At 28.4% G+C, this 22,131-nt stretch carries 20 protein-coding genes; 8 read left to right on the top strand and 12 right to left on the bottom strand.

The window, feature by feature from the left end; genetic code table 11:
- Window positions 1-87: 87 nt before the first annotated feature.
- Window positions 88-2,277, bottom strand: coding sequence for an amino acid adenylation domain-containing protein (locus CDIF1296T_RS07405; RefSeq protein WP_009896310.1), 2,190 nt, complete (start codon window positions 2,275-2,277; stop codon window positions 88-90).
- Window positions 2,278-2,607: 330 nt separating this feature from the next.
- Between CDIF1296T_RS07405 and CDIF1296T_RS07400 the strand changes: the two genes are divergently transcribed.
- Together CDIF1296T_RS07400 and CDIF1296T_RS07395 are read left to right on the top strand one after the other, a co-directional pair.
- Window positions 2,608-3,339: a glycerophosphodiester phosphodiesterase gene (locus tag CDIF1296T_RS07400; RefSeq protein ID WP_009896309.1), complete on the top strand. Its 732-nt coding sequence runs from the start codon at window positions 2,608-2,610 to the stop codon at window positions 3,337-3,339.
- 79 nt (window positions 3,340-3,418) lie between these two features.
- On the top strand, window positions 3,419-4,054 hold the full coding sequence (locus CDIF1296T_RS07395; RefSeq protein WP_003429326.1) for a cysteine hydrolase family protein: 636 nt from the start codon (window positions 3,419-3,421) through the stop codon (window positions 4,052-4,054).
- 250 nt (window positions 4,055-4,304) lie between these two features.
- Here CDIF1296T_RS07395 and CDIF1296T_RS07390 read toward each other — a convergent pair whose 3' ends face one another.
- Together CDIF1296T_RS07390 and CDIF1296T_RS07385 are read right to left on the bottom strand one after the other, a co-directional pair.
- On the bottom strand, window positions 4,305-4,898 hold the full coding sequence (locus CDIF1296T_RS07390; RefSeq protein WP_003419758.1) for a DUF3867 domain-containing protein: 594 nt from the start codon (window positions 4,896-4,898) through the stop codon (window positions 4,305-4,307).
- 70 nt (window positions 4,899-4,968) lie between these two features.
- Complete coding sequence (locus tag CDIF1296T_RS07385) at window positions 4,969-5,832, bottom strand: S66 peptidase family protein (RefSeq protein WP_009896305.1); 864 nt, start codon at window positions 5,830-5,832, stop codon at window positions 4,969-4,971.
- Window positions 5,833-5,994: 162 nt separating this feature from the next.
- Between CDIF1296T_RS07385 and CDIF1296T_RS07380 the strand changes: the two genes are divergently transcribed.
- From CDIF1296T_RS07380 to CDIF1296T_RS20050, 4 genes are all read left to right on the top strand, one after another.
- A complete protein-coding gene (locus CDIF1296T_RS07380) occupies window positions 5,995-7,164 on the top strand; it encodes a M20 metallopeptidase family protein (protein ID WP_009896304.1) in 1,170 nt (389 codons plus the stop codon).
- A 100-nt stretch (window positions 7,165-7,264) separates the two neighbouring features.
- Window positions 7,265-7,741 (top strand): SAM-dependent methyltransferase, encoded by a 477-nt coding sequence (locus CDIF1296T_RS07375; protein WP_003438486.1) that lies wholly within the window; start codon window positions 7,265-7,267, stop codon window positions 7,739-7,741.
- Between the two features lie 565 nt (window positions 7,742-8,306).
- Complete coding sequence (locus CDIF1296T_RS07370) at window positions 8,307-9,101, top strand: M55 family metallopeptidase (protein ID WP_009889182.1); 795 nt, start codon at window positions 8,307-8,309, stop codon at window positions 9,099-9,101.
- 23 nt (window positions 9,102-9,124) lie between these two features.
- Window positions 9,125-9,568: a regulatory YrvL family protein gene (locus tag CDIF1296T_RS20050; RefSeq protein ID WP_003438483.1), complete on the top strand. Its 444-nt coding sequence runs from the start codon at window positions 9,125-9,127 to the stop codon at window positions 9,566-9,568.
- A gap of 88 nt (window positions 9,569-9,656) precedes the next feature.
- Here the strand turns inward: CDIF1296T_RS20050 and CDIF1296T_RS07360 are convergent, their stop codons facing one another.
- A complete protein-coding gene (locus tag CDIF1296T_RS07360) occupies window positions 9,657-10,943 on the bottom strand; it encodes a Gfo/Idh/MocA family protein (RefSeq protein WP_009896303.1) in 1,287 nt (428 codons plus the stop codon).
- Between the two features lie 217 nt (window positions 10,944-11,160).
- Window positions 11,161-12,051: a DMT family transporter gene (locus tag CDIF1296T_RS07355; protein ID WP_003419730.1), complete on the bottom strand. Its 891-nt coding sequence runs from the start codon at window positions 12,049-12,051 to the stop codon at window positions 11,161-11,163.
- A 291-nt stretch (window positions 12,052-12,342) separates the two neighbouring features.
- Between CDIF1296T_RS07355 and CDIF1296T_RS07350 the strand changes: the two genes are divergently transcribed.
- Window positions 12,343-12,687 carry a RidA family protein gene (locus CDIF1296T_RS07350; protein WP_009896298.1) on the top strand — a complete coding sequence of 115 codons (345 nt, stop codon included), beginning with the start codon at window positions 12,343-12,345 and terminating at the stop codon, window positions 12,685-12,687.
- 158 nt (window positions 12,688-12,845) lie between these two features.
- On the opposite strand, the gene CDIF1296T_RS07345 is transcribed toward CDIF1296T_RS07350, so the two are convergent.
- Genes CDIF1296T_RS07345 through CDIF1296T_RS07335 form a run of 3 tightly spaced genes read right to left on the bottom strand, consistent with a single transcriptional unit; the run spans window position 12,846 to window position 17,201 of the window.
- Window positions 12,846-14,942 (bottom strand): CocE/NonD family hydrolase, encoded by a 2,097-nt coding sequence (locus tag CDIF1296T_RS07345; RefSeq protein ID WP_009896296.1) that lies wholly within the window; start codon window positions 14,940-14,942, stop codon window positions 12,846-12,848.
- A 12-nt stretch (window positions 14,943-14,954) separates the two neighbouring features.
- Complete coding sequence (locus CDIF1296T_RS07340; RefSeq protein WP_011861193.1) at window positions 14,955-16,115, bottom strand: DUF819 family protein; 1,161 nt, start codon at window positions 16,113-16,115, stop codon at window positions 14,955-14,957.
- Window positions 16,116-16,133: 18 nt separating this feature from the next.
- A complete protein-coding gene (locus tag CDIF1296T_RS07335; protein WP_009896292.1) occupies window positions 16,134-17,201 on the bottom strand; it encodes a mandelate racemase/muconate lactonizing enzyme family protein in 1,068 nt (355 codons plus the stop codon).
- Window positions 17,202-17,552: 351 nt separating this feature from the next.
- On the opposite strand from CDIF1296T_RS07335, the gene CDIF1296T_RS07330 reads away from it, so the two are divergent.
- Window positions 17,553-18,119 carry a helix-turn-helix domain-containing protein gene (locus CDIF1296T_RS07330; protein WP_003438473.1) on the top strand — a complete coding sequence of 189 codons (567 nt, stop codon included), beginning with the start codon at window positions 17,553-17,555 and terminating at the stop codon, window positions 18,117-18,119.
- Between the two features lie 218 nt (window positions 18,120-18,337).
- Here CDIF1296T_RS07330 and CDIF1296T_RS07325 read toward each other — a convergent pair whose 3' ends face one another.
- From CDIF1296T_RS07325 to CDIF1296T_RS07310, 4 genes are read right to left on the bottom strand one after another with little or no spacing between them, the layout of a single operon-like run.
- The gene (locus CDIF1296T_RS07325) at window positions 18,338-19,324 is read right to left on the bottom strand and encodes a 5-oxoprolinase subunit C family protein (RefSeq protein WP_009896290.1); all 987 of its coding nucleotides are present in this window, start codon (window positions 19,322-19,324) and stop codon (window positions 18,338-18,340) included.
- Window positions 19,325-19,353: 29 nt separating this feature from the next.
- Window positions 19,354-20,049 carry a 5-oxoprolinase subunit PxpB gene (gene pxpB, locus CDIF1296T_RS07320; protein ID WP_009889166.1) on the bottom strand — a complete coding sequence of 232 codons (696 nt, stop codon included), beginning with the start codon at window positions 20,047-20,049 and terminating at the stop codon, window positions 19,354-19,356.
- Window positions 20,050-20,068: 19 nt separating this feature from the next.
- On the bottom strand, window positions 20,069-21,289 hold the full coding sequence (locus tag CDIF1296T_RS07315) for an NRAMP family divalent metal transporter (protein ID WP_003419704.1): 1,221 nt from the start codon (window positions 21,287-21,289) through the stop codon (window positions 20,069-20,071).
- A gap of 28 nt (window positions 21,290-21,317) precedes the next feature.
- On the bottom strand, window positions 21,318-22,109 hold the full coding sequence (locus CDIF1296T_RS07310) for a LamB/YcsF family protein (protein ID WP_009896287.1): 792 nt from the start codon (window positions 22,107-22,109) through the stop codon (window positions 21,318-21,320).
- Between the last annotated feature and the right edge of the window lie 22 nt (window positions 22,110-22,131).

Here is a 22,131-nt window from a genome sequence, read left to right as displayed (position 1 = left end):
GTTTTTATGCAAATTGATTCTTTTATAAAAATAAGTGTCATAAAGAAATGTCTGAAATCACTTTATGACACCTATCATAATAAAAAATTATTCTGGTAATGCTCTTTTATTTACTTTTCCGATTGGTGTAACTGGTATCTTATCTATCCTCATTATTATTGTTGGAATCATATATGGAGGTAGATGCTCATTTAAATATTCTCTAATAGTTCTTTCATTTATCTTACCACTATCTTCCTCATCAATTACATAATATGCACATATATACATATCTCCATCATCATTTGTTCTCGATATACAAACAACACTTTTAATTTCTGTAATATTATTTATTATATTTTCAATCTCATATAGCTCTATCCTAAACTCATCAATTTTTACTTGATTGTCCATCCTTCCAATATAATCTAAATTTCCATCATCTAACCATCTTACTAAATCACCAGTTCTATACATTAACTTATTATGTTCACAAGTTTTGTAAGGATTCTCTACAAATACTTGCTCTGTTAGCCCTTTTTTATTTAAATATCCTCTTGATATTTGAATGCCTGATAGACATAGCTCTCCTGGTGCTCCAATTGGACATAGTTTGTTCTTTTTATCTAATACATATGCATAAGTATTAAATATAGGTTTTCCTATTGGTATTTTTCCATATTCTCTGTCCACATGAAAAGAAGTCGATACAACAGTAAATTCGGTTGGTCCATACTCATTATATAGTTCATAATTACGCTTTCTATATCCTTTTAATCTTTCTCCTCCAGTCTGTACAACTCTAAGTGAATTATTATTGCAATTTTGTATAAATAACCTTGCAAATGCTGTTGGCAATGCTAGTATAGTTATGTCATTTTCCTCACAGTATTCATTTACTGTATATTCATCAAATTTAGCTTCTTCAGGCATAATATCTATTGATGCACCTACAAGCAAATAAGGGAATAGTTGTTTCATTACAGCATCAAAACTGAAACTTAAGTATATACCACATATATCATTTTCTGTAGCGCTTATAGATTTTACGCTATAATAACACATATTTACTAAACTCTTATGTTCTATAGCTATGGTCTTTGGCCTACCAGTTGACCCTGAAGTAGATATCGTATATGCACAATTTGATGATGTTATTTTTTCAGTTAATTCATATCCAAGCTTAAACATTTCTTCATCATTTATATCGAGTACTATGGTATTCTCATTTACAACCTTACTTTTGAGTTCATCTGTAGTTATCACTACTTTTGCATTACTATCTTCAAGAAGGTAATTCAATCTTTCTTCTGGATTACTTGTGTCTATTGGAAAAAATGCTCCCCCTGATTTCATAATCCCTATTGCTGTAATAATTATGTTAATATCTCTTGGTAACATTACAGCTACTATGTCTTCACTTTCCACTCCTATATGATTTAAATAACCTGCAAGTTTATCAGTTACTTCATCCAATTCTTTATATGTTAACTTTCTATTTTCATCCCTAGCAGCTATATTACTAGGTGTTACCTTAACTTGCTCCCTAAATAAATCAACATAACTTTTATCATAGGGTACTTCATATTGATTATTATTAAAGTCTTCCAATAATACTTTTTCTTCTTCCTTACATACAAATTCTAAATCTTCTATTAAAATATCATTATCTTCTATTATTTGCTCTATTATATAATCAAATTGATTTAAAATTCTTCTAATAGTTTCTCTTTTATATATAGATGGTTTATACTTTATTTTTATTTTAAGTGCCCTCTTAGTATATACTATTACAGATAAATCATATCCTTTTTTTTCTATGTCATAATCATATGATAAATCAAAACTTTTAGCTATAAATATTGTGTTTATAAGCTTAGTATTTAGATGATTTTTATTCTCTATATCTGATAACAAATAGTATCCATACTCTAAAGACCTGCTCCACTGCCTTTTTAGCTTCCTTACAACATCTATAAATTTTTCACTTTGTCTAACTCTTACTCTTATTGGAATTATATTCATTGTTTTACCAAAAACTACATCATCTTCATATATATACTTTTGAAGTATAAGGCCATATATAGTTTCTATGATAGAGTCTATGCTAATATTGTTCACTTTAGAATATTGAATTAACCTTTCATGTTTCTCAATATTCATCTTAAAAACCTCATCTACTACTTCATCAGAACAATCTTTATAAAAAAAATCATTTGGAATTTTTGCTATATTCGTATAATCATCTAACAAATCCATCCAATAATTCATAGCTCGTTCTAAATTAACTTCATACATATCAAAATTCCCCCTTACTACTAAGTCTATAGAAAAAATTCTTTTGGAATTTTATTTTCACAATATATAAATATATTAATAATACATATGCAAGCTCTAAAAACATGAGCTTGCATAAAATTACACTTATTATGACTACTAAATTCGTAATATTTACAATGTTTAAAATATATTATAACACATATATGATTTTATTTTTCTACATTTATATAATATATAAATTACAAATAGTTATTTAACTAATATATAACAATACCTTTTGGAATATGATATATTATATTAATTAAATTTTTATAAGATAAGTTATACTTATAGGAGGGAACCATATAAATGAATATTTATGCTCATAGGGGGTTTAGTGGAAAGTATCCAGAAAATACTATTCTAGCTTTTAAAAAATGTTTGGATATGGATATATATGGAATAGAACTTGATGTCCACAGAACTAAGGATGGAAAAATTGTAGTTATTCATGATGAAAAGGTTGATAGAACTTTTAATGGACATGGTTTTGTAAAAGACTTTACTTTAAGAAAATTAAAAACTCTAAACTCATCTTTTGAAGGATATCAAAGCAATAAAGAATGTAAAATTCCAACTTTAGAAGAAGTATTAATTCTAATTTCACCTACAGACCTTATTTTAAATATAGAACTAAAAACTGACAAAATAAACTATCCCAATATAGAAAAAGACGTTTTAGAGCTTATTTTAAAGTATAATATGAAAAATAGAGTTCTTATATCTAGTTTCAACAGCAATAGCTTAAAAAACTTTCATAAATTAGACCCTAGTATAAAAACAGGATTATTGTGTTATTTACCTATAAACAATGTAGTCAATTTTGCTAAATTTCTGGGTAATAGTTACCTTCATCCACCTCTAGTTTTAGTAAATGAATCTCTAATTGAACTTTGTCACAAAAATCTACTTGGTGTCAATGTATATACTGTAAATGAAGAGGATGATATACTACACTGTCTAAAACTCAATGTAGATGGTATTTTTACTAACTATCCAGATATTGCTTCAAATCTTTTACACTCAAAACAATACAGCTAATTATACAATAGTTTGTACTCCTTGACTTTTATATAATTAATATGTACAATTTTATTAAATTTATCTTGGAGGTATAACTATGGATAACTTATTAAATGAACTTGAAGCTTTAAAGAGTAATTTAGATAATCTACCAATAGAAAAAATAGAAAATTATGATTTGAGTAAAACTGCTTTATTTATAATTGATGTTAATAATGGCTTTGCAAGACAAGGTGCATTATACTCTCCTAGAGTAGAGTCTTTAATAAAGCCAATTGAAATGTTTACAAAAAAAATATCAAACAAATTAAATAGAGTAATAGCATTTACTGATTCTCATACTCCTAAATCAATAGAACTTTTGAGTTATCCTGTTCACTGTTTGGAAAATGATGTAGAAAGTGAATTGGTTGATGAACTTAAGTCGATAGAAAACCTACAAATTCTTCCTAAAAATTCTACTAATGGTTTTTTTGCATTAGAAAATTTGGATTTTGATAATATAGATAATATAATTATAGTTGGCGATTGCACAGATATATGTATATATCAATTTGCAATAACTCTAAAATCATATTTTAATCAACATAATATTGAAAAAAATATAGTTGTACCTATGAATTTAGTAGATACTTATGATATTCCTAACGTTCACCCTGCTGAGATTTTAAACTTAGTATTTTTCAACAGTATGATTCAAAATGGAGTTAATGTATTAAAAGAGATTCGTTAAGCTTCTAATACTTTACATCCCATATAATACAATTATCAGATATTTATTTTTAATAAAATTTCTAATAGAAAAACACAGTTTTAGTGAGAAGATTACAATTTAAAACACTATCTATTATTACTAATCTTCACAATATAAAAAATCGCAGTTTAGATATTCCTTATACAAATTTATAAGGAATAATAAATTGCGATTTTTATTTTTAAGTAGTACAATTAATTGATACTACTTCAGTATTTAAATTCATTTTTTAATAATCATACTTATTCGTAGTTTCGCACATTACTACCTTTATTTTTTTATTAAACATATTCTTATATTCTAATAAAAACTCATTTAGTTCTGAATCCATAAGATTTATTTTTCTATCACTACAAAGCATTATCTTTTCTTGGTCGATTATTACATTAATATCATTTAAGTCATTTTTTATAAATGTTGTTATACAACTCTTTGGTTGGATTTTTTCTCCATATTTCTCATAAAATCCTGCACTCTTCTTAAATGACTCTAAATCTTCTGTAGATACTTTGCTGGAAGTATTATTACTCATAAAACCTGCTGTAGAAGGGTCGATTCCAAAGTTTCTAAGTTGTTTTTCTACTTCTTCAGTGTCCATACCATATCTCTCCATAAATTGCTTTTGTATTTTCATAAATTTTTCTTGAGATATGTTGTTATCTCTCATATAATCGAATATTTTTCTTGAAAACTCAGCCATAGACATCTTTCCATCCATAACAGAAAAATATAAGTTATATATGTATTGCTCAAATTTATCTACATCAGAATCTTTAACTTTGTTCTTTAGTTCGTTAAAGTCTATTATTCTATCATCAGACATTTTTCATCCTCCTAGCTAAATTTTTACTTGTATAAGATTATACCATATTTCTATTATATTTATATACACACTATTTTTTTAATTTAACGATTTTTTCTGTAGCATCTAATTCGCACATTCTGCCCAAAGGAATAGTTATCATTGGGATACAATGTCCTGACTGAAGATTATATATAGAAGGTTTATTGACCTTATTTGCAAATTCTATTAGTAATTCCATCAAATCATTTTCTTCAATACAATCCTTAAAATCTCCAAAAATTATACCATTACATTCCTCAAGTTTTCCTGAAGAATATAGTTGTGTTAACATTCTATCCAATTTATATTGAGGTTCTCCAATTTCCTCAATAAACAAAATTTTATCTTTTGCATCTATTTCATATTTTGTTCCCATTGTGGCAATTATTAAGGATAAATTTCCTCCCATTATTATTCCCTCTGCTTTACCTTCACATACAGTATAAATCTTTTCTTCTTTTGGATTTTCTAAATATAATTCATCTTTAAATTCTAAAGCATTTACCAATGATTTATAGGTAAATTTATCCCATTTACCTACATTTGCTGCCATTATTCCATGATATGGTAAAAGACCACAATTTTTATAGAAAGCTAAATTTAAACCTGTTATATCAGAAAAACCTATAAATGGTTTTGGATTTTGCTTTATTATATCATAATTTATTTTATCCAATATTCTTGTTGTTCCATAACCTCCTCTTAAGCACATAATTATATCTACATCTTTATCTAAAAACATATCTTCTATATCCCTTGCTCTAATATCATCATTACCAGCTAAATAACCTTTATAATTTAAACTACAACTTTCAGAAAACTTAACTTCGTAACCATAACTTTCTAAATTAAACTTTATTTCCTCCAAACTTGTATTTCTTAATGGCCCAGATGGCGCAATTATTCCTAACATTTAAACACCTCTTCTTATAAAATGATATATTCTTCTCCATACTAAATATCTCTAATATAATTATAAGATATTTTATTTGTACTTGATACATAATAATGATTTACATAAAATAATATAATTAATGAAGAAAAATAAATTTTTAATATAGTTAGGATGTGTTTTATGCTTAATATAAAAACTCTTTGTCATGAGATAAATGATTGGGTTATAAATATAAGAAGAGATTTACATAAGACTCCAGAACTTGGATTAGAAGAATTTCAAACTAAGAAAAAAATTATTAAATACTTAAATGAAATAGGTATAAATTATATTGAATATAAGAATCATACAGGGATAACTGCATACATTAACGTGAGTCCAAACTTTGAAACAGTTGCTATAAGAGCTGATATAGATGCCTTACCTATAACAGAAGAACTTAATTATTCTTATAAATCTATTAATATTGGCAAAATGCATGCATGTGGTCATGATGCACACACTGCTATTTTACTGGGTACTTGTAATATACTATTTAAATTAAAGGATTACTTAAATGTAAATGTAAAATTCTTTTTTCAACCTGCCGAGGAAACTATTGGTGGGGCTCAACTTATGATAGAAGATGGATGTCTTGAAAACCCAAATGTAAAATATATATTTGGACTTCATGTAAATCCCAATATCAACAAAAATCTAATTGAATTAAAATACAACACTCTAAATGCTTCCACCGATACACTTCAATTAACTGTACATGGTTCAAAATGTCATGGAGCTTATCCACATCAAGGTATTGATGCTATTGTTATATCTGCTCATATTATTACAGCTCTACAGACAATCGTTAGTCGAAACACAAATCCAACTGATTCTGTGGTTATTTCTCTAGGAAAGATTGAAGGTGGAATCAAAGAAAATATAGTTTGTGACAAAGTGGTTATAAGGGGTACTTTGAGAACCTTGACTCCTGAAACTAGAGAGTTTTCAAAAAAACGAATTAGAGAAATTTGCGATTTTACTTGTAAAACATTTGGAGGAAGTATTTCTGTTGAAATTGAGGAAGGTTATCCAGCTCTTATCAATTCAAACCATCTAGTAGATTACGTCAAACAAAATGCTGTAGAATTGTTTGGTGAAGAAAATATTATCCTTAAAGACTCGCCCACTCTTGGGGCTGAAGACTTTTCGTATTTTCTAAGACACTGTGAAGGAGCTTTTTACCACCTTGGTTGTGCAAATCGTGAAAAAAACATTACTTCCCCTTTGCATACCTCTACTTTTGATATTGACGAAGATTGCCTTATTACTGGTGTCATGCTCCATGTAAAAAATGTATTATCATTCTAACTATTAATATTTTTATTTATTATTTTATATTGACCCTCACATGATGTCATGTTATACCCTAAAATTACAAATGATAAATTAAATAGTTGGAGGTAATATTATGAAAGAAATATTAATAAATCCTATAGGTAAAATATGTATTCAAGGCGAAGAGGTCTTTATTAAATTAGACAAAAAGTATGTACCTGCATTAAATGAACTCGACGATTTCAGTCATTTAAATGTATTTTGGTGGGCTGATGGGTTTGATAATCCTGAACTAAGAAGTATTTTAGAAACCCCAAAACCTTATAAAAGTGGACCAGACGTTATAGGAATATTTGCAACAAGGTCACCTATAAGACCCAATCCAATAGCATTGACTGCTGTACAAATTATCAATATCGACCATGAAAATGGCATAATAAAAATACCATATATTGATGCTAATGATAATAGTCCTGTTATTGACTTAAAGCCATATACTCCAAGCGTTGATAGGGTTGAAAATCCTTCCGTTCCTAAATGGTGTAGTCACTGGCCTAAGAGTGTAGAAAAATCAGGAGAATTTAATTGGGAAGATGAAATTGAATTTTAAATTACTTTTTTCTTGATTTCATTAACTTGTTTTCCATATTTATTTTATTTACACTTACCAAGATTTTATGTCACATATACATATAATATTAGGCTGTATTATATAATACAACCTAATATTATATAATAAATTTCTATTTTTCCCTTAAATCATTCACATTCTTTCTAAGCTACATAAGATTTTTCTATTATTTCTTTTTGAGTTTAATTTAGCATTATGTTGAGGAAAAAACATTTCATGCATTTTAATAAATTAAATTTTTCTTTTATTCTGCGATTTTATAATAATCAATTTAACTTAAAAATAATACCTAACTATTTTAACTATGTTAAACTAGTAAATGTAACCACTTATATGTTACAATTTTATATAAACATCAAATATAAAAAACTATATAAATAAATGACACATAGTGTTATATTTTTTTATACCAATTTAGTTATTTTTCAGTTACAGATTTAATAATAGTTAATAGTAAGACATAATATTTTTATGCCCTTTATTGATTATGTATTTTCTGTTATCTGTTATTATCATCAATAATAAACATAAGGGGGTATATATTATGAAATTGTATTTAAGTGCTGATATAGAAGGTACTTGTGGTATTGTAAATTGGGATGAAACAAAACTTGAATGTGAATTTTCGCAACACTATAGAACACAAATGAGTAAAGAGATAACAGCAGCATGTGATGGAGCTACTCAATCTGGTGTACATGAAATACTTGTTAAAGATGCACATGACAGTGGTAGAAATATTAATCCAAATATTTTACCTGAAAACGTCAAAATACTTAGAGGATGGACCAAAGACCCACTAGTTATGATGGCAGGAATTGATGAAAGCTTTGATGCATGTATATTCACCGGCTATCACTCTGGAGCTACTTGTAATGGTAATCCACTTTCTCATACTATGGATATTGATTATGACTATTTTAAAATAAATGATGAAATAGCATCTGAATTTACTATAAATGCTTATATTGCTGCATATTATAATGTTCCTGTAGCATTTTTAAGTGGAGATGAAATGCTTTGTGAGAGTGCAAAAAAACTAAATCCAAATATAGTCACTGTTCCTGTGTCAAAAGGAATTGGAAATGGTTCAATTTCAATCCATCCAAACCTTGCACTAAAAAAAATTGAAAAAGGTGTCAAAAAAGCTTTATCTGGAGATTTATCTAGGCACTTAATAAAATTGCCAGATAAATTTAAGATAGAAATAAAATTTAGAGAACATTATAAAGCTTTTAAGGCCTCTTTTTATCCAAATATGAAAAAAATAGATTCTCAAACAGTACTATTTGAAACAGAGGACTATTATGAATTTTTAAGAATGTTATTATTTATATAAATTTCATATCATAAATTAAGGAGTTGATTAAGATAAGTAATAAAAGAAGGATTCCTTTAGGCGAATTTATTTCTGTATTTTTATTTTTTGCTGTTTTTTTTGGTATAACTTTTTGTATTTTCACGGTTATAGGAATTGGCTTCTTATCATTCTTAGGATTTGAATATAAATCTCTTGGAGCTGTATTAATTTTCTTTTTAATATATTTTTGTATAACCACTCCAATTGATTTTCTATGCACTACTATTTTAGATATATTCAGATATGTAAACAAATTACCATACTCAATATATAAACTTTGCGAATTTATAATTGATTTTATACTAACTTTTCTAGCTATGAACATAATTGATACCTTTATGGATTCAGTAACGATTCCTTTAAGTACAGAAATCTTATTCGCTTTACTTTCTTATCTTTTATCAGAATGTATGGATTTTTTTGATAGGGATAAGAAAAAACCTTAATAAAAAAGATAGATTCCTTAATAGAACACATATTTTCGTATTTCTATTATTTAATCTATCTTTATTTTATTTAATAAATTTTTATTAATTAAAATATAGTTTCTTCTATCTCCTTAGTCATTTGCTTAGCACTATCAAAAAATTCTTCTATATACACTACTTCATCACTGACCCTAGAATATTCTGCTGCAAATGCCATTACATGACTTTGTATAGCTTCTTTTGCTGCTACTCTACCCTTTTCTAGTTCTTTATTTGAAACTAATTTAATAAATTCAGCTATAAGATTTCTATCATATTCCTCTACCATATTCTGTTGATTTGATGGATTCATAACTATTTCTTCGTTTTTTCCAAATTCTTTAATTCTTATCTCATTTTTATTTAAATCCCCACCAACTTCACCATGGCTAAACATTAACTTTATAGTTCTTCCATTTTCTTTAGTAAATGCACATAAATTAAAAGTAGCCGTCACTCCATTTTCAAACTGTAGTATATTTACCATATTGTCTACAACATTATTATCACATCTGTAAACACATCTTCCATATGGACTTGTCTTAAGTATATTTAATAGATTCTCTTCAGTTGGATTTATGTGAACAGCTCTATTTATACTTCTATCTTTTTCTAAATAAATTCTCTTTGCTGAATATGGACATTTTTTTTCAACTAAACACTGAAGACAATTTTGTGCCATCTCTCCACTAGCATTTTGGTTATTAAGATGCTTTAAGCTTCCAAATGCAGATATTTTTTTGCATCTACTTCCTACTAAATATAACAAAATATCCATGTCATGACAACTCTTTGCTAAAATTAAAGGACTGGTTTCATTGCTATTTCTCCAATTCCCTCTAGTAAAGCTATGTGCAAAATGCCAATATCCTATATTTTCATTATATTGTATACTAACTAGCTCTCCTAATTTTTTGCTTTCTACAATTTCTTTTAATTTATTATAAAATGGAGAATATCTCAGTACATGGCAAATCATAAAAATCTTATCTTTATACTTATCACACAAGTCATCTATATGTACCAAACCATCTAAACTATTAGACATTGGCTTTTCTAATAGTACATGATAACCTTTTTCAAGAGCTAGTTTTGCTACATCATAATGTCTATCATCATTTGTAGCTATTATTACTGCATCTGCCATCTTGTCATGTTTAAAAAAGTCTTCTAAAGTTTCAAATACATTTTTACTATCTAGGTTATATTTTTTTGTAAATAGTTCTCGTCTTCCTTTTTTAGGTTCTGCTACAGCAACTATTTCACATACATCAGAATTTTCATAAATATATGGAGCATATGCATACGTTCCTCTATTACCTGCTCCAATCACAGCAACTTTCACTTTTTCCATACTTTAATTTATCCCCTTTATATTATTTATACTACTCTATTATAGTCTATTTTTACAGACATTTGGATATTTTTAATAAAAGAAACAGCAGTTATAATTTTTCAATTTTAACTGCTGTTATAAGTTAATATACCAAACATTTTTAATTAAATTTTCTTTAATTTTAATACAAAGACTTAAATATTCAATACAAATTATAAAAACACTTTTATCTAGTTTACTTCTTCTTTTCTTTGTCTAATTTATCTAACTTCTTATTGTATAAAAACATATAAAATGCTGCCGAAAATACTATTAAATATCCAACAACACTTAACATATCTGGATAGACATTGAATAAGAATATACTTAAAATTGCTGAAAAGATTATATTACTATAGTCAAATATAGAGATTTCCTTAGCAGGTGCATATTTATATGCTAGAGTTATTCCAAATTGACCTAGACTTGCAAATACTCCACCTAGTAATAGATATATAAGTTGCATAAGGGTCATTGGTTCATATACTGCAAAAGCAATTGGCCCTACAGTAACTAATGAAAAAACTGAAAAGAAAAATACAATTGTATAGTAATCTTCTCTATCTCCAAGAACTCTTAAACAAGTATATGCCATTGCTGCAAATACAGCTCCTGCAATTCCCCCAAGATATGGAATTACTTCTACACTAAATGTTGGTTTTATTATGAATAAAGCTCCTATAAATGCAATTATAATAGCTCCTATCTGCTTTACATTTATTTTTTCTTTTAGAGCAATTGCACAAAATATTACTACAAGGAAGGGACTCATTTTATTTAGCATATTAGCATCTGAAAGCATCAACTTGTCAATTGCATAGTAGTTAAATATAACTCCTAGAGTTCCAAATATTGACCTATATAAAAGTACTTTTAAATTTTCTTTTTTACCAGTTAGACTTCCTTTATGTTTTATGATAAGCCAAAAAGCTATTATAGCTGATACCAGATTTCTAAAGAACACTTTTTGAAAACTTGGTAAATCTCCAGCTAGCTTTACGAATGCAGACATCATTGCAAAGCCAAGCGCTGATGCTATTATAAACATTATACCTTTTATTCGATTTGATTTGATTGTGCTACTCATACGTACCTCTTTTCTATATAAATGTATAAAGCCATATTAATTAAAAACTTAGCTTATACATTAAATAATAATTATCTAAATATTCCAATTTATACTATAATTAAAAGTGTAAACTATGTCAAGTAACTAATAAATCTTTTCAATTAATAACAATAATAATTATAGCTAAAAAGTTATATGTTTTTATGGATTATTATCAGAATATATAATATAATTTTATATAGTATAGACTTTTTTTAATTTATTATTTAGATTTTTAATAGATTTTTTAACTATGGAGGTATTTAAAATATGGAAATAAAGAGATATGAAGGAACTGGAAGAATGAGTAGAACTGTAGTTCATAACAATACAGTTTATTTATGTGGACAAACTCATGCTGAAGGAGGAGTAATTGAACAAACAACTGAAGTTTTAGCTAAAATAGAAGATTTATTAAACAAATATGGTTCAGATAAGCAACATTTGCTATCTGTTACTATTTATTTAAGAGATATGAAAGACTTTGAAGCTATGAACTCTGTTTGGGATGCTTGGGTTGAAAAAGGGTTTGAACCTGCTAGAGCTTGTGTTGAAGCTAGACTTGCTAGAGAGCATTTGTTAGTTGAAATGAGCGTTGTTGCAGCTACAAAATAATCAATTTAGCTTATAGGAGGCTATCTCAAAACAGAGAGATAAGCCTCTTTTTCATTGTTGAAATGATGAAAATATATTTGATTTCGTATAAAAGAAAGTGTCTCACGAACTAAAAAATTCATTTTGAGACACCTCCTCACTATTTAATCTATATAAATTTACTTATTCTCTATTGGCAATATCAATTTAGATGGATATTTACCTCCATGGTAAATCGTATTCTTTGCTTCTATATATTCAATACTATTATATCCCTCTGTCGTGTTGCTATTTTGGAAAATAAAGTTTTTAGCACTAGATGTTATATCTAGTCTAATTTTATGACCAACTTTAAACGTGTTTGATATTTTTGAAGTTATAACCGTAAACTTATAAATCTCTCCTTCTTCCATAAACTCTGACTTATAAAAACTATTTCTAAATCTAGCACTAAGTATACCATCAGCTAATTTAATTGAATTTCCATCTAAATCCACGTCCATAATTTTTATAACCCAGTCAGTATCTTTGGCAGAACTTGATGCAAAAAACTCTAACTTTATATCACCTGTTACAGTAAATTCTTCACTAAAAGCATCTGATGTATAACACAACATATCACTTCTTTTTTCTAAATCTTTGTAGTTATTTGGAACTCCAACTTCATTCTCTGACATATCAATTAGTTGTACTGATGGGTCTTTTGGATTATATATATAACTATCATACTTTTCTTCTAAATCATTATCAAATACTAATCTACCATTTCCTAAAGATGTGTTAGCATTTCCATCACTTATTAGATACATACTTTTATCTATCTTATTTATTATTGGCCAATTTTCTTCTGTCTTCCACTTATTAGAACCTACAGAGTAATACTCTACTGGAGCAGTCGTATCTATGTTATTTTCTATACCTTTTAAGTATTTATCAAACCATAATAGATAATTATAATCCAAATCATATCTTAATGAACTATTTCCTAAAGAAATACCATTTATATCTCTTAAAGTATTTGAATTATGCATCCATGGACCTAGAATAGCCTTTCTCTTTCCTTTTTCATAGTCCTTTATAACATCTAAGGCCTCTGTAGTTCCCATACTATTATCATCATACCACCCAGATACAACCAATGCAGGTACATTTATTTTATCTTTTTGTAAATGCCAATCCATCAAATCCCAATACTCATCTTTTTCTACTCTCTTTAACCATTCTTCCAGAAATTCAATTCTATATCCAAGAGCTTCAAAAGGTATATTTTCTATTGGTCGTATGTTTAAAACATCATCCCAATCATCTCTTACCATTTTGCTTCTATCAACTTTATTTCTTGATACCATAAATGCCCATGCAAGCATACCAGATACAAAAGCTCCTCCTTTTCTTGGTATATCAATAAAAGGGCTTCCTGATGTTACTATACTAACTAAAGCTTTAAGATGCTTATTGCCTGAAGATGCAGCTGCCCATTGGACATAACCAAGATATGATGCTCCAAGCATTCCAACTATTCCACTTGACCATTCCTGTGATACTATCCAATTTATGGTACTATCTCCATCTTCCCTCTCATGAATCAAAGGTTCCCACTTACCTTCTGATTCATTTCTTCCCCTAACATCTTGTATTACAACAGCATATCCTCTTTGTACATATTTATAATATATTTCTTTATCATTTTCTTTTCCATATGGAGTTCTCATAAGAATTGTCGGTGCTTTTTTGGTAGAATCTACAAAATCAGGGAGATATACATCTGTAGAAAGTTTTATACCATCTTTCATATCAATCATATAATTTCCACCAAATCTTATAGAATATATCTCTTCATTTTTATGAGTTTTTTCCCATTCTTTTAATACAGTATACTCTTCATATCCATCCATAATTAATATAGTACAAGTTTCTCTGGATAAACAGATAAAACCTACTATTTTATTATCTACAATAATTATATCTAGTGGGAACTTTTTGTTTCTTTGAACCCATATATATTCATTAAGTTTAGAATGCGTTTCTCCTAAGTTATTTATAACTGTGTCTTTATCTGTGTTTACTAAGCTTTTAGTATATACATCAAAGTTATTAAATAAAGACTTTAAATCTATTTTTGTAAGATTTAAATAGTATGTATTTTCTTCTTTGCTTATTGGTTTTAAACTTTCTATTTTATTTGTAAAAGGATTCAACTTTTCAATTAATAAATCTCCATCAAAGATTACATTTCCACTGTATAGTCCAGATATGTATAATTTAAATTTTATCAATTAAACTCCCCCCTATAATCCTAGAGACATCTTTATTGCATATGCCACTGATATACCTGCATAATTTCCTAATACTCCACCAATTACTCCCATTACGACTGCTACACTTACAAGCGAATTCCACTTTGCAGAAGCAGCTACTAAAGCTGAAGTAGGACCATCAGCAATTGCTCCTACTATAGAAAGTATTACATATTGATACTTTATCTTTAAAAGTCTAGTTATGCCTAAATGGAAAACAAATGAAGCAAAAATTATGCTAAAACAGTAAAGTGTTATAGTAAAAGTTGAACCTAAAAACTCTTTTATATCTACTGAAAAACCTATTGTACATAAAAAGAATAATGCAACAAATAATCCTAAATCTAAATTTCCCTTTAGTTTCTTTACTGGCTTTAATTGAGCAATTATAATTGAAATTGTTGTAACTAAAAGTATTCTTGCTGCACTACTAAAACTTGAATTGAAATATCCAGCAAGTATTGTTGAAACTTCTGTAACAACAAAACCTATAGCCAACATCCAAGCTATATCTTTAATACTCCATTCTTTTGACTCCATAAATTCTTCATTTTGACAATCTTCTAATTCTGATTCTTCTACATGATATGGCCAAAGTTTTTTAAACTTCTTTGAATTTTTTAATATTGCTGGTAGAGCAAACATAAATATCAATGTTGGTACTCCAATTACATAGTCTGCTGCATTTGCTGCTGCAAGAGTTTGTCTACTTACATTAAGACCTGTTCCAATAGCTGTAAGATTAGCACTTCCACCAGTGTATGTACCTACAAACATTCCAGCAACCTTCCAACCTTCTGATATTTTTTCTGCAAATACTAATCCAAATAAAAATGCCATGATACTTACAGTTAATACAGCTACAAAAATTGCAATTAAAGGTTCTCTTGATAATTTTGTCATTTCTTTTAAGTCAACACTCATCAACATTATAGTCATAGAAACTGGAATAGCATATGTTGAAATAGTTCCATATAACTCAGTACTTACTGGAACTACTTTTAAGTTTGAAAGTATTATTCCCATTATGATTATTGTAAGTGCTGGTCCTAAGCTTTTAATGGCTTTGTATCTTTGTAAGTAAAAACCCAATGCAATCATTGATGTCATTACAGCAAGTATACTACCTGGATTTGAAAAAAGTGTATTCATATTTAACCTCCAAATTTATCATAAGTTTACTTCTATTCCTAAACCTGGTTTATTGACAAGATTCATAATATCTCCATCCATTACAAATCCTCCAGATATACCTTCTAATTCTTCACAAAACATAAAACTATCAAGGTCAGCTTCTGTTATGTTCTTTTTAGATGCTATTAAATTTGCTGCTGCTGTTATACCAATTCTCGTTTCCAGCATACATCCTAACATACAATTTACTCCACTTGCCTCAGCTATGTTGTTGATTTTTATAGCAGGATATATTCCACTTGATTTCATCAGCTTAATATTAAATGTATCAACTGCATTCTTTTTTATAGCCTTAATTGCATCTATTGGTGAATGTAATGATTCATCTATCATAATTTTTGTGTTACTTTTATTTCTTATGTAAGCAGTACCATCTAAATCCCAATGTGGAAGTGCTTGTTCAATTGCATCAACATTAAATTCTTCTAACTTTTTGATAGTATTTATACTGCTATTTACGTTCCATCCTTGATTTGCATCAATTCTAATTCTTATACTCTCTCCAACGGCTTCTCTAATTAACTTTACAGCTTCAATATCGTCTTCAGGATTTATACCTGCTTTAAGCTTCAATATCCTAAAACCTTCTTTTACTCTTTCTAAAGCTTCTACTGCCATTTTTTCTGGCTTATCTATACTTATAGTAATATCCGTTTGGACTTTACTATCAAATCCTCCAAGAACTTTATAAAGGGGTGCATTCATAATTTTTCCTTTAATATCATATAAAGCTATGTCAATAGCTGCTTTTGCAGAAGTATTACCTATAATAATTCCATCCATGATGGTATGTATGGTTTCAATATCTAGTGGGTCTTTGCCTATTAACTCTTTTTTAAACATAAGTAATACTGAAAGAACATTATCCAAAACTTCACCTGTAACTGCTGCAAGAGGTGCTGCTTCGCCAAATCCACAATACCCTTCATCAGTTTCAATTTTTAAAATTACACTTTCTCCATATTCAATTACTCCAAATGAAACTACTACAGGTTTTTTTAATTTAATTCTAAGCTTTTCAAATTTGATATCTGTTATCTTCATATTACCCTCCTTATTTTTTGAAGTTATAATTCAATTTTTAAAATTTTATACTTTAAATTATATTATTACTTCAATATATATGTCAAGATAATTTACTGAAAATTTACTCTTTTCCAAAATATAATGTGATAATCTTAATTCAATTAATACTCTTCTATTAAATTTTTTTATTATTATTTTCTTTGTATTAATTTAACAATAATTCATTTTCATAGACTTTTATTTGGATTTAATTAAATTTTAATTGTCAAAATCTACTATGTATTCTTATTGCCACTACTTCTATGTTGTGCTATAATTACTTTGTTTTAAGCGAATATTTTATATTAATTTTATTATTTGGAGGTTCTTATGCTAGGTGAAAAGATGAGAAATATAAGAAAAAGCAAGAAAAAAACATTAAGTGATGTTTCCAAATTGACAGATTTATCTATAAGTTATATCTCTCAAATAGAAAGAGATGCTATTGAACCATCCTTGTCTTCATTGAGAAAAATCGCTGAAGTTTTAGACACTCCTTTATATATGTTTATGGATGACAATAATACTGATGATTTAGTCATTAGAAAAGAAGATAGAGTTATGATGAAATTTCCAAAGAGTGAAATGTTTTACGAGATAGTATCTCCAATGCCTACAACTGAGTTTACACCTTCAATTTTATTTGTAGAGTTTGAACTTAAACCAGAAAGTGAGGATGCCAAAGATTATATATATCATGCATCAGAAGAAATTATGGTGGTAACGAGTGGTGTGGTTGATATTTGTATGGGTGAAAAGGTAGTTAGATTAAATCCAGGTGACTCAACATTTATAAAAGCTAATGTACCACATAAAATCATCAATCCAAGTAAAGATACAATAGCTCGTGGATATGGAGTTATATCACCTCCAATTTGGCCAATAAAATCTAAATAAACTCAATATGACACACCTACTTTTTGTAGATAATATAATAGATTTAAATATTGCTTTTATTTTAAATTTGAAGTATTTATTTAAATTTAAAATATTTACTCAAACTAAAAAAATAGCTATTTGACTAATCTAAACCATCTTAATTATGGTAAATAGTAAATAGCTATTTGTAAGTTATATTATAAATTATAATAAAAATTGTATTTGTTAAAATTAAATTAAACTGCTATATCATTTAATACTTTTGCCTTTACAACTCTTATATTTTTCATACTCTTGTAGATATCTTGAATCTTATCTTCTTGCTCTCTCAATAGTCTATGTGCTTCATATATATCTACAAGTTCAAATTTTACTACATCATTTGGCTTTGCTTGTGCTAACTTATACAAATCTACACTTATAACGTTCCCTATCTTAGTATAGCCACCACTAGTCTGTCTATCTGATAACATTATAATCGGTTTTCCATGACCAGGTACTTGTATAGCTCCATAAGAAATACCATCAGATATAATATCTGCTCCATTAAGGTGCTTTATACTCTCTCCATCTAGTCTACAACCCATTCTATCTATTTCATTCGTAACTTTGTATTTATTTGATAAAAATTTCTCTACTTCACCGTTAGAAAAAGCATCAAATTGAGGACCTTTTACAATTCTTAGTACGATTTCTGAACTATAAGTTGGAATATATTTTGAACTTAATTTTTTATTTATTGTAAAATCTTTTTCCTGAATAAAAGTATTTATATAATCTCCTTTTTTAAGTGCTCTACCTTCAAATCCACCAATTTTAGCTCTTGTATAAGTTGACTTACTTCCCATTGCAAGTGGAACATCTATTCCACCAGCTATTGACACATAGGCTCTAGCACCTGATTTCACACCTCTAAATGATAATACATCACCTGGATTTATTTGATATGACCTCCAGTTTTGAATTTCTTTTCCATTTATTTTAGCCCCTAAATCTCCCCCAGTTACTGCTATTTGCGTATATTCATCAAAGGTAATTGTAGGACCTAACATTAAAACTTCTAAAGAAGCCTCATCTTCAGAATTTCCTACTAATATATTTCCTACTCTATGTGCATACTCATCCATTGCTCCACATCCAGATACACCATATTGACCATAGCCAACTCTGCCTCTGTCTTGTATTAATGTTTGGAAACCTCCTAATTCAACTTTGAATCCCATATATACCACTCCCTGTACTATAACGATATTTAAATACTTAAGTTATTTTTTTCGATTTCTATAAATTCATCTAATGTTATTGGAACAAATTTTATAAAATCTCCAGCTCTAAGCAAAATCTGTTCTTCTCTATTTTCATCATATAATTTTAAAGGTGTCCTACCAATTATTTGCCATCCACCCGGACTATCAATAGGATATACACCAGTCTGGGAACCTGCTATTCCAACACTCCCACCATAAATTTTAGTCCTTGGCACTTCTAATCTAGGTGTAGCTATTCTTTCATCCATACCACCTAGATATGGAAATCCAGGAGTAAACCCTAGCATATATATCAAGTACTCTCTACTTGTGTGTATTTTTATAACTTCATCTACAGTGAGATTATTGTAGCTTGCAACGTTTTTAATATCTATACCAAAAACCTCATCATAACATACTGGAATCTCATGTATTTTAGGTTTTGGTAATACTATACTTTCCAAATTATCTTCTATTTTTTTTAAATTCTCAATCAAACTATCAAAATCTATTTCTAATGGATTATAACTTATCATAAGTGACCTATATGTTGGTACCATTTCTGTTACAATACCTTTAAGATTCGATATTTCTATTGCTCTCATAAATGAAATTACTTTTTTGTTTATATCTTCTGATATCTCATTTCCAAATTCAGCAACCACTGCCTTATCCCCTGATATCAAGTATCTAGTTTCCATAAATGTCACCTCTTCTAAGTTAAGCAAATAAAGCACCTAGGCTGCTAAGAGAAGTTATTCCTGTATATGCAGATATTAAAACTACTATTAATCCAAATATTAAAAGCCATGTAGGATGCTTGTAATCTCCAACAATATCTTTTCTTTTAGATGCTATAAGCATAATTCCTAATGTGATTGGAAGTATCAATCCATTTAAAGCTCCTGCTAAAATTAATAAAGTAGCTGGTTTTCCTATAAATGCCATTATAAGTGTTGATATTGCTATAAATGCTATTATAAAATATTTTTCATATTTATCTATAAAAGGATTTAGTGTCTTTAAGAAAGAAACTGATGTATAAGCAGCTCCTATAACTGATGTAATTGCAGCAGACCATAATACAAGTCCAAAGAATTTATATCCTATTGCTCCTGCACTAAATTTAAAAGCTGAAGCAGCTGGATTTTCTGGGTCAAGTTGAAGACCTTTTGAAACCACTGCCAGTATTGCTAAAAATAAAAGAACTCTCATCATTGTGGCAACTAATATACCCAAAAGAGAAGATTTAGTTATTTCTTTTATATTTTCTTCTCCTGTTATTCCACCGTCTATTAATCTATGTCCTCCAGCAAAAGTTATATAACCTCCAACACTTCCTCCAAGTAGAGTTATTATTGGGAATATCAGTCCTTTTGGATTTTCTGGTTTTACCATTCTTGATACTGCCTCTCCAACAGGAGGATGATTTGATATTGCTACATATCCAACTATAATTATCATTCCTAATGCTAAAAATTTAGTTATCTTATCGACTAGAGAATTTGAATTTTTTGACATAAATACAAATATGGCTATTAATCCACTTAATACAGTTCCTAATGTCATATTCATATTAAACATTACATTCATACCAAGTGCAGCTCCACCAACATTTCCTATATTAAAAGCTAATCCTCCAAGAGCTACTAAAAAAGCTACTAAATAACCTAATCCTGGTATTATTTTATTTGCTATATCCTGACCTCTAAGTCCTGATACACCAATTACTCTCCATACATTTACTTGAGCCCCTATAAAAAGGATTGTTGTAATTAAAATTACAAATGAAAAATTCGGTCCAAAATCTTGGGTAAATTGTGCAGTCTGAGTTAAAAACCCTGGTCCAATTGCTGATGTTGCCATTATAAATGCAGCCCCTATAAGTGCTCCAACATCTTTTTTATTTTTAGTTTTATCTGTAATATTTTTTGTACTCATATTTTATCTCCCCCTCATGTTATCAGTCTTATACTATGTTCTCTGACGAACAAACTTCTATGTTTTCTAATGGACAAACTTCTATACTTTCTAATTCAAAACGCTTTCTTATTTCTTTGACAAACTCTATTGCTTTTGGATTGTCCCCATGTACACATATAGAATCTGCTTTGATATGTATAACTTCACCTGTTAAAGTTTCTACAGTTCCTTCTTTTACCATCCTAACAACCCTATCTATTGCATGTTTTGTATCATGTATAACTGCTCCTTCTACACTTCTTGGAACCAAAAAACCATTATTATCATAAGCTCTATCTGCAAATACTTCATTTGCAAACCTAAGTCCAATTTCTTTAGCAGAATTTATCATTTCACTATTATATAGCCCCAACAGTATAATATCTTTATCGACTTCATATATAGCTTCACAAATCCCCATAGCTAACTCTTTATCTTTAGCTGCCATATTGTATAATGCTCCATGTGGTTTTACATGTTGTATATTACATCCATTTGAACTTGCAAATGCCATTAAAGCACCCAATTGATATTTTGTATAATCTTTAGCTTCCTGCTTTGTTATTTTCATCTCACGTCTTCCAAATCCTATTAAATCTAGGAAACCTGGATGTGCGCCTATTTTCACTCCATTTTTTTTAGCTAGCTGTACTGTTTTTTCCATATGACTAGGGTCACCTGCATGAAACCCACAAGCTATATTGGCTGATGAAATATATTTTAAAACTTCTTCATCTAAACCAATCTTATACGTTCCAAAACTTTCTCCTAAATCACTATTTAAATCTACTTTATACAATTTATGACCCCTCCTCGCTAAC

It is taken from the genome of Clostridioides difficile ATCC 9689 = DSM 1296, assembly GCF_001077535.1.
Classification (GTDB): domain Bacteria; phylum Bacillota; class Clostridia; order Peptostreptococcales; family Peptostreptococcaceae; genus Clostridioides; species Clostridioides difficile.
The sequence above is the reverse complement of the archived record's forward strand: the minus strand, read 5'-3'. Positions and strand labels throughout refer to the sequence as shown.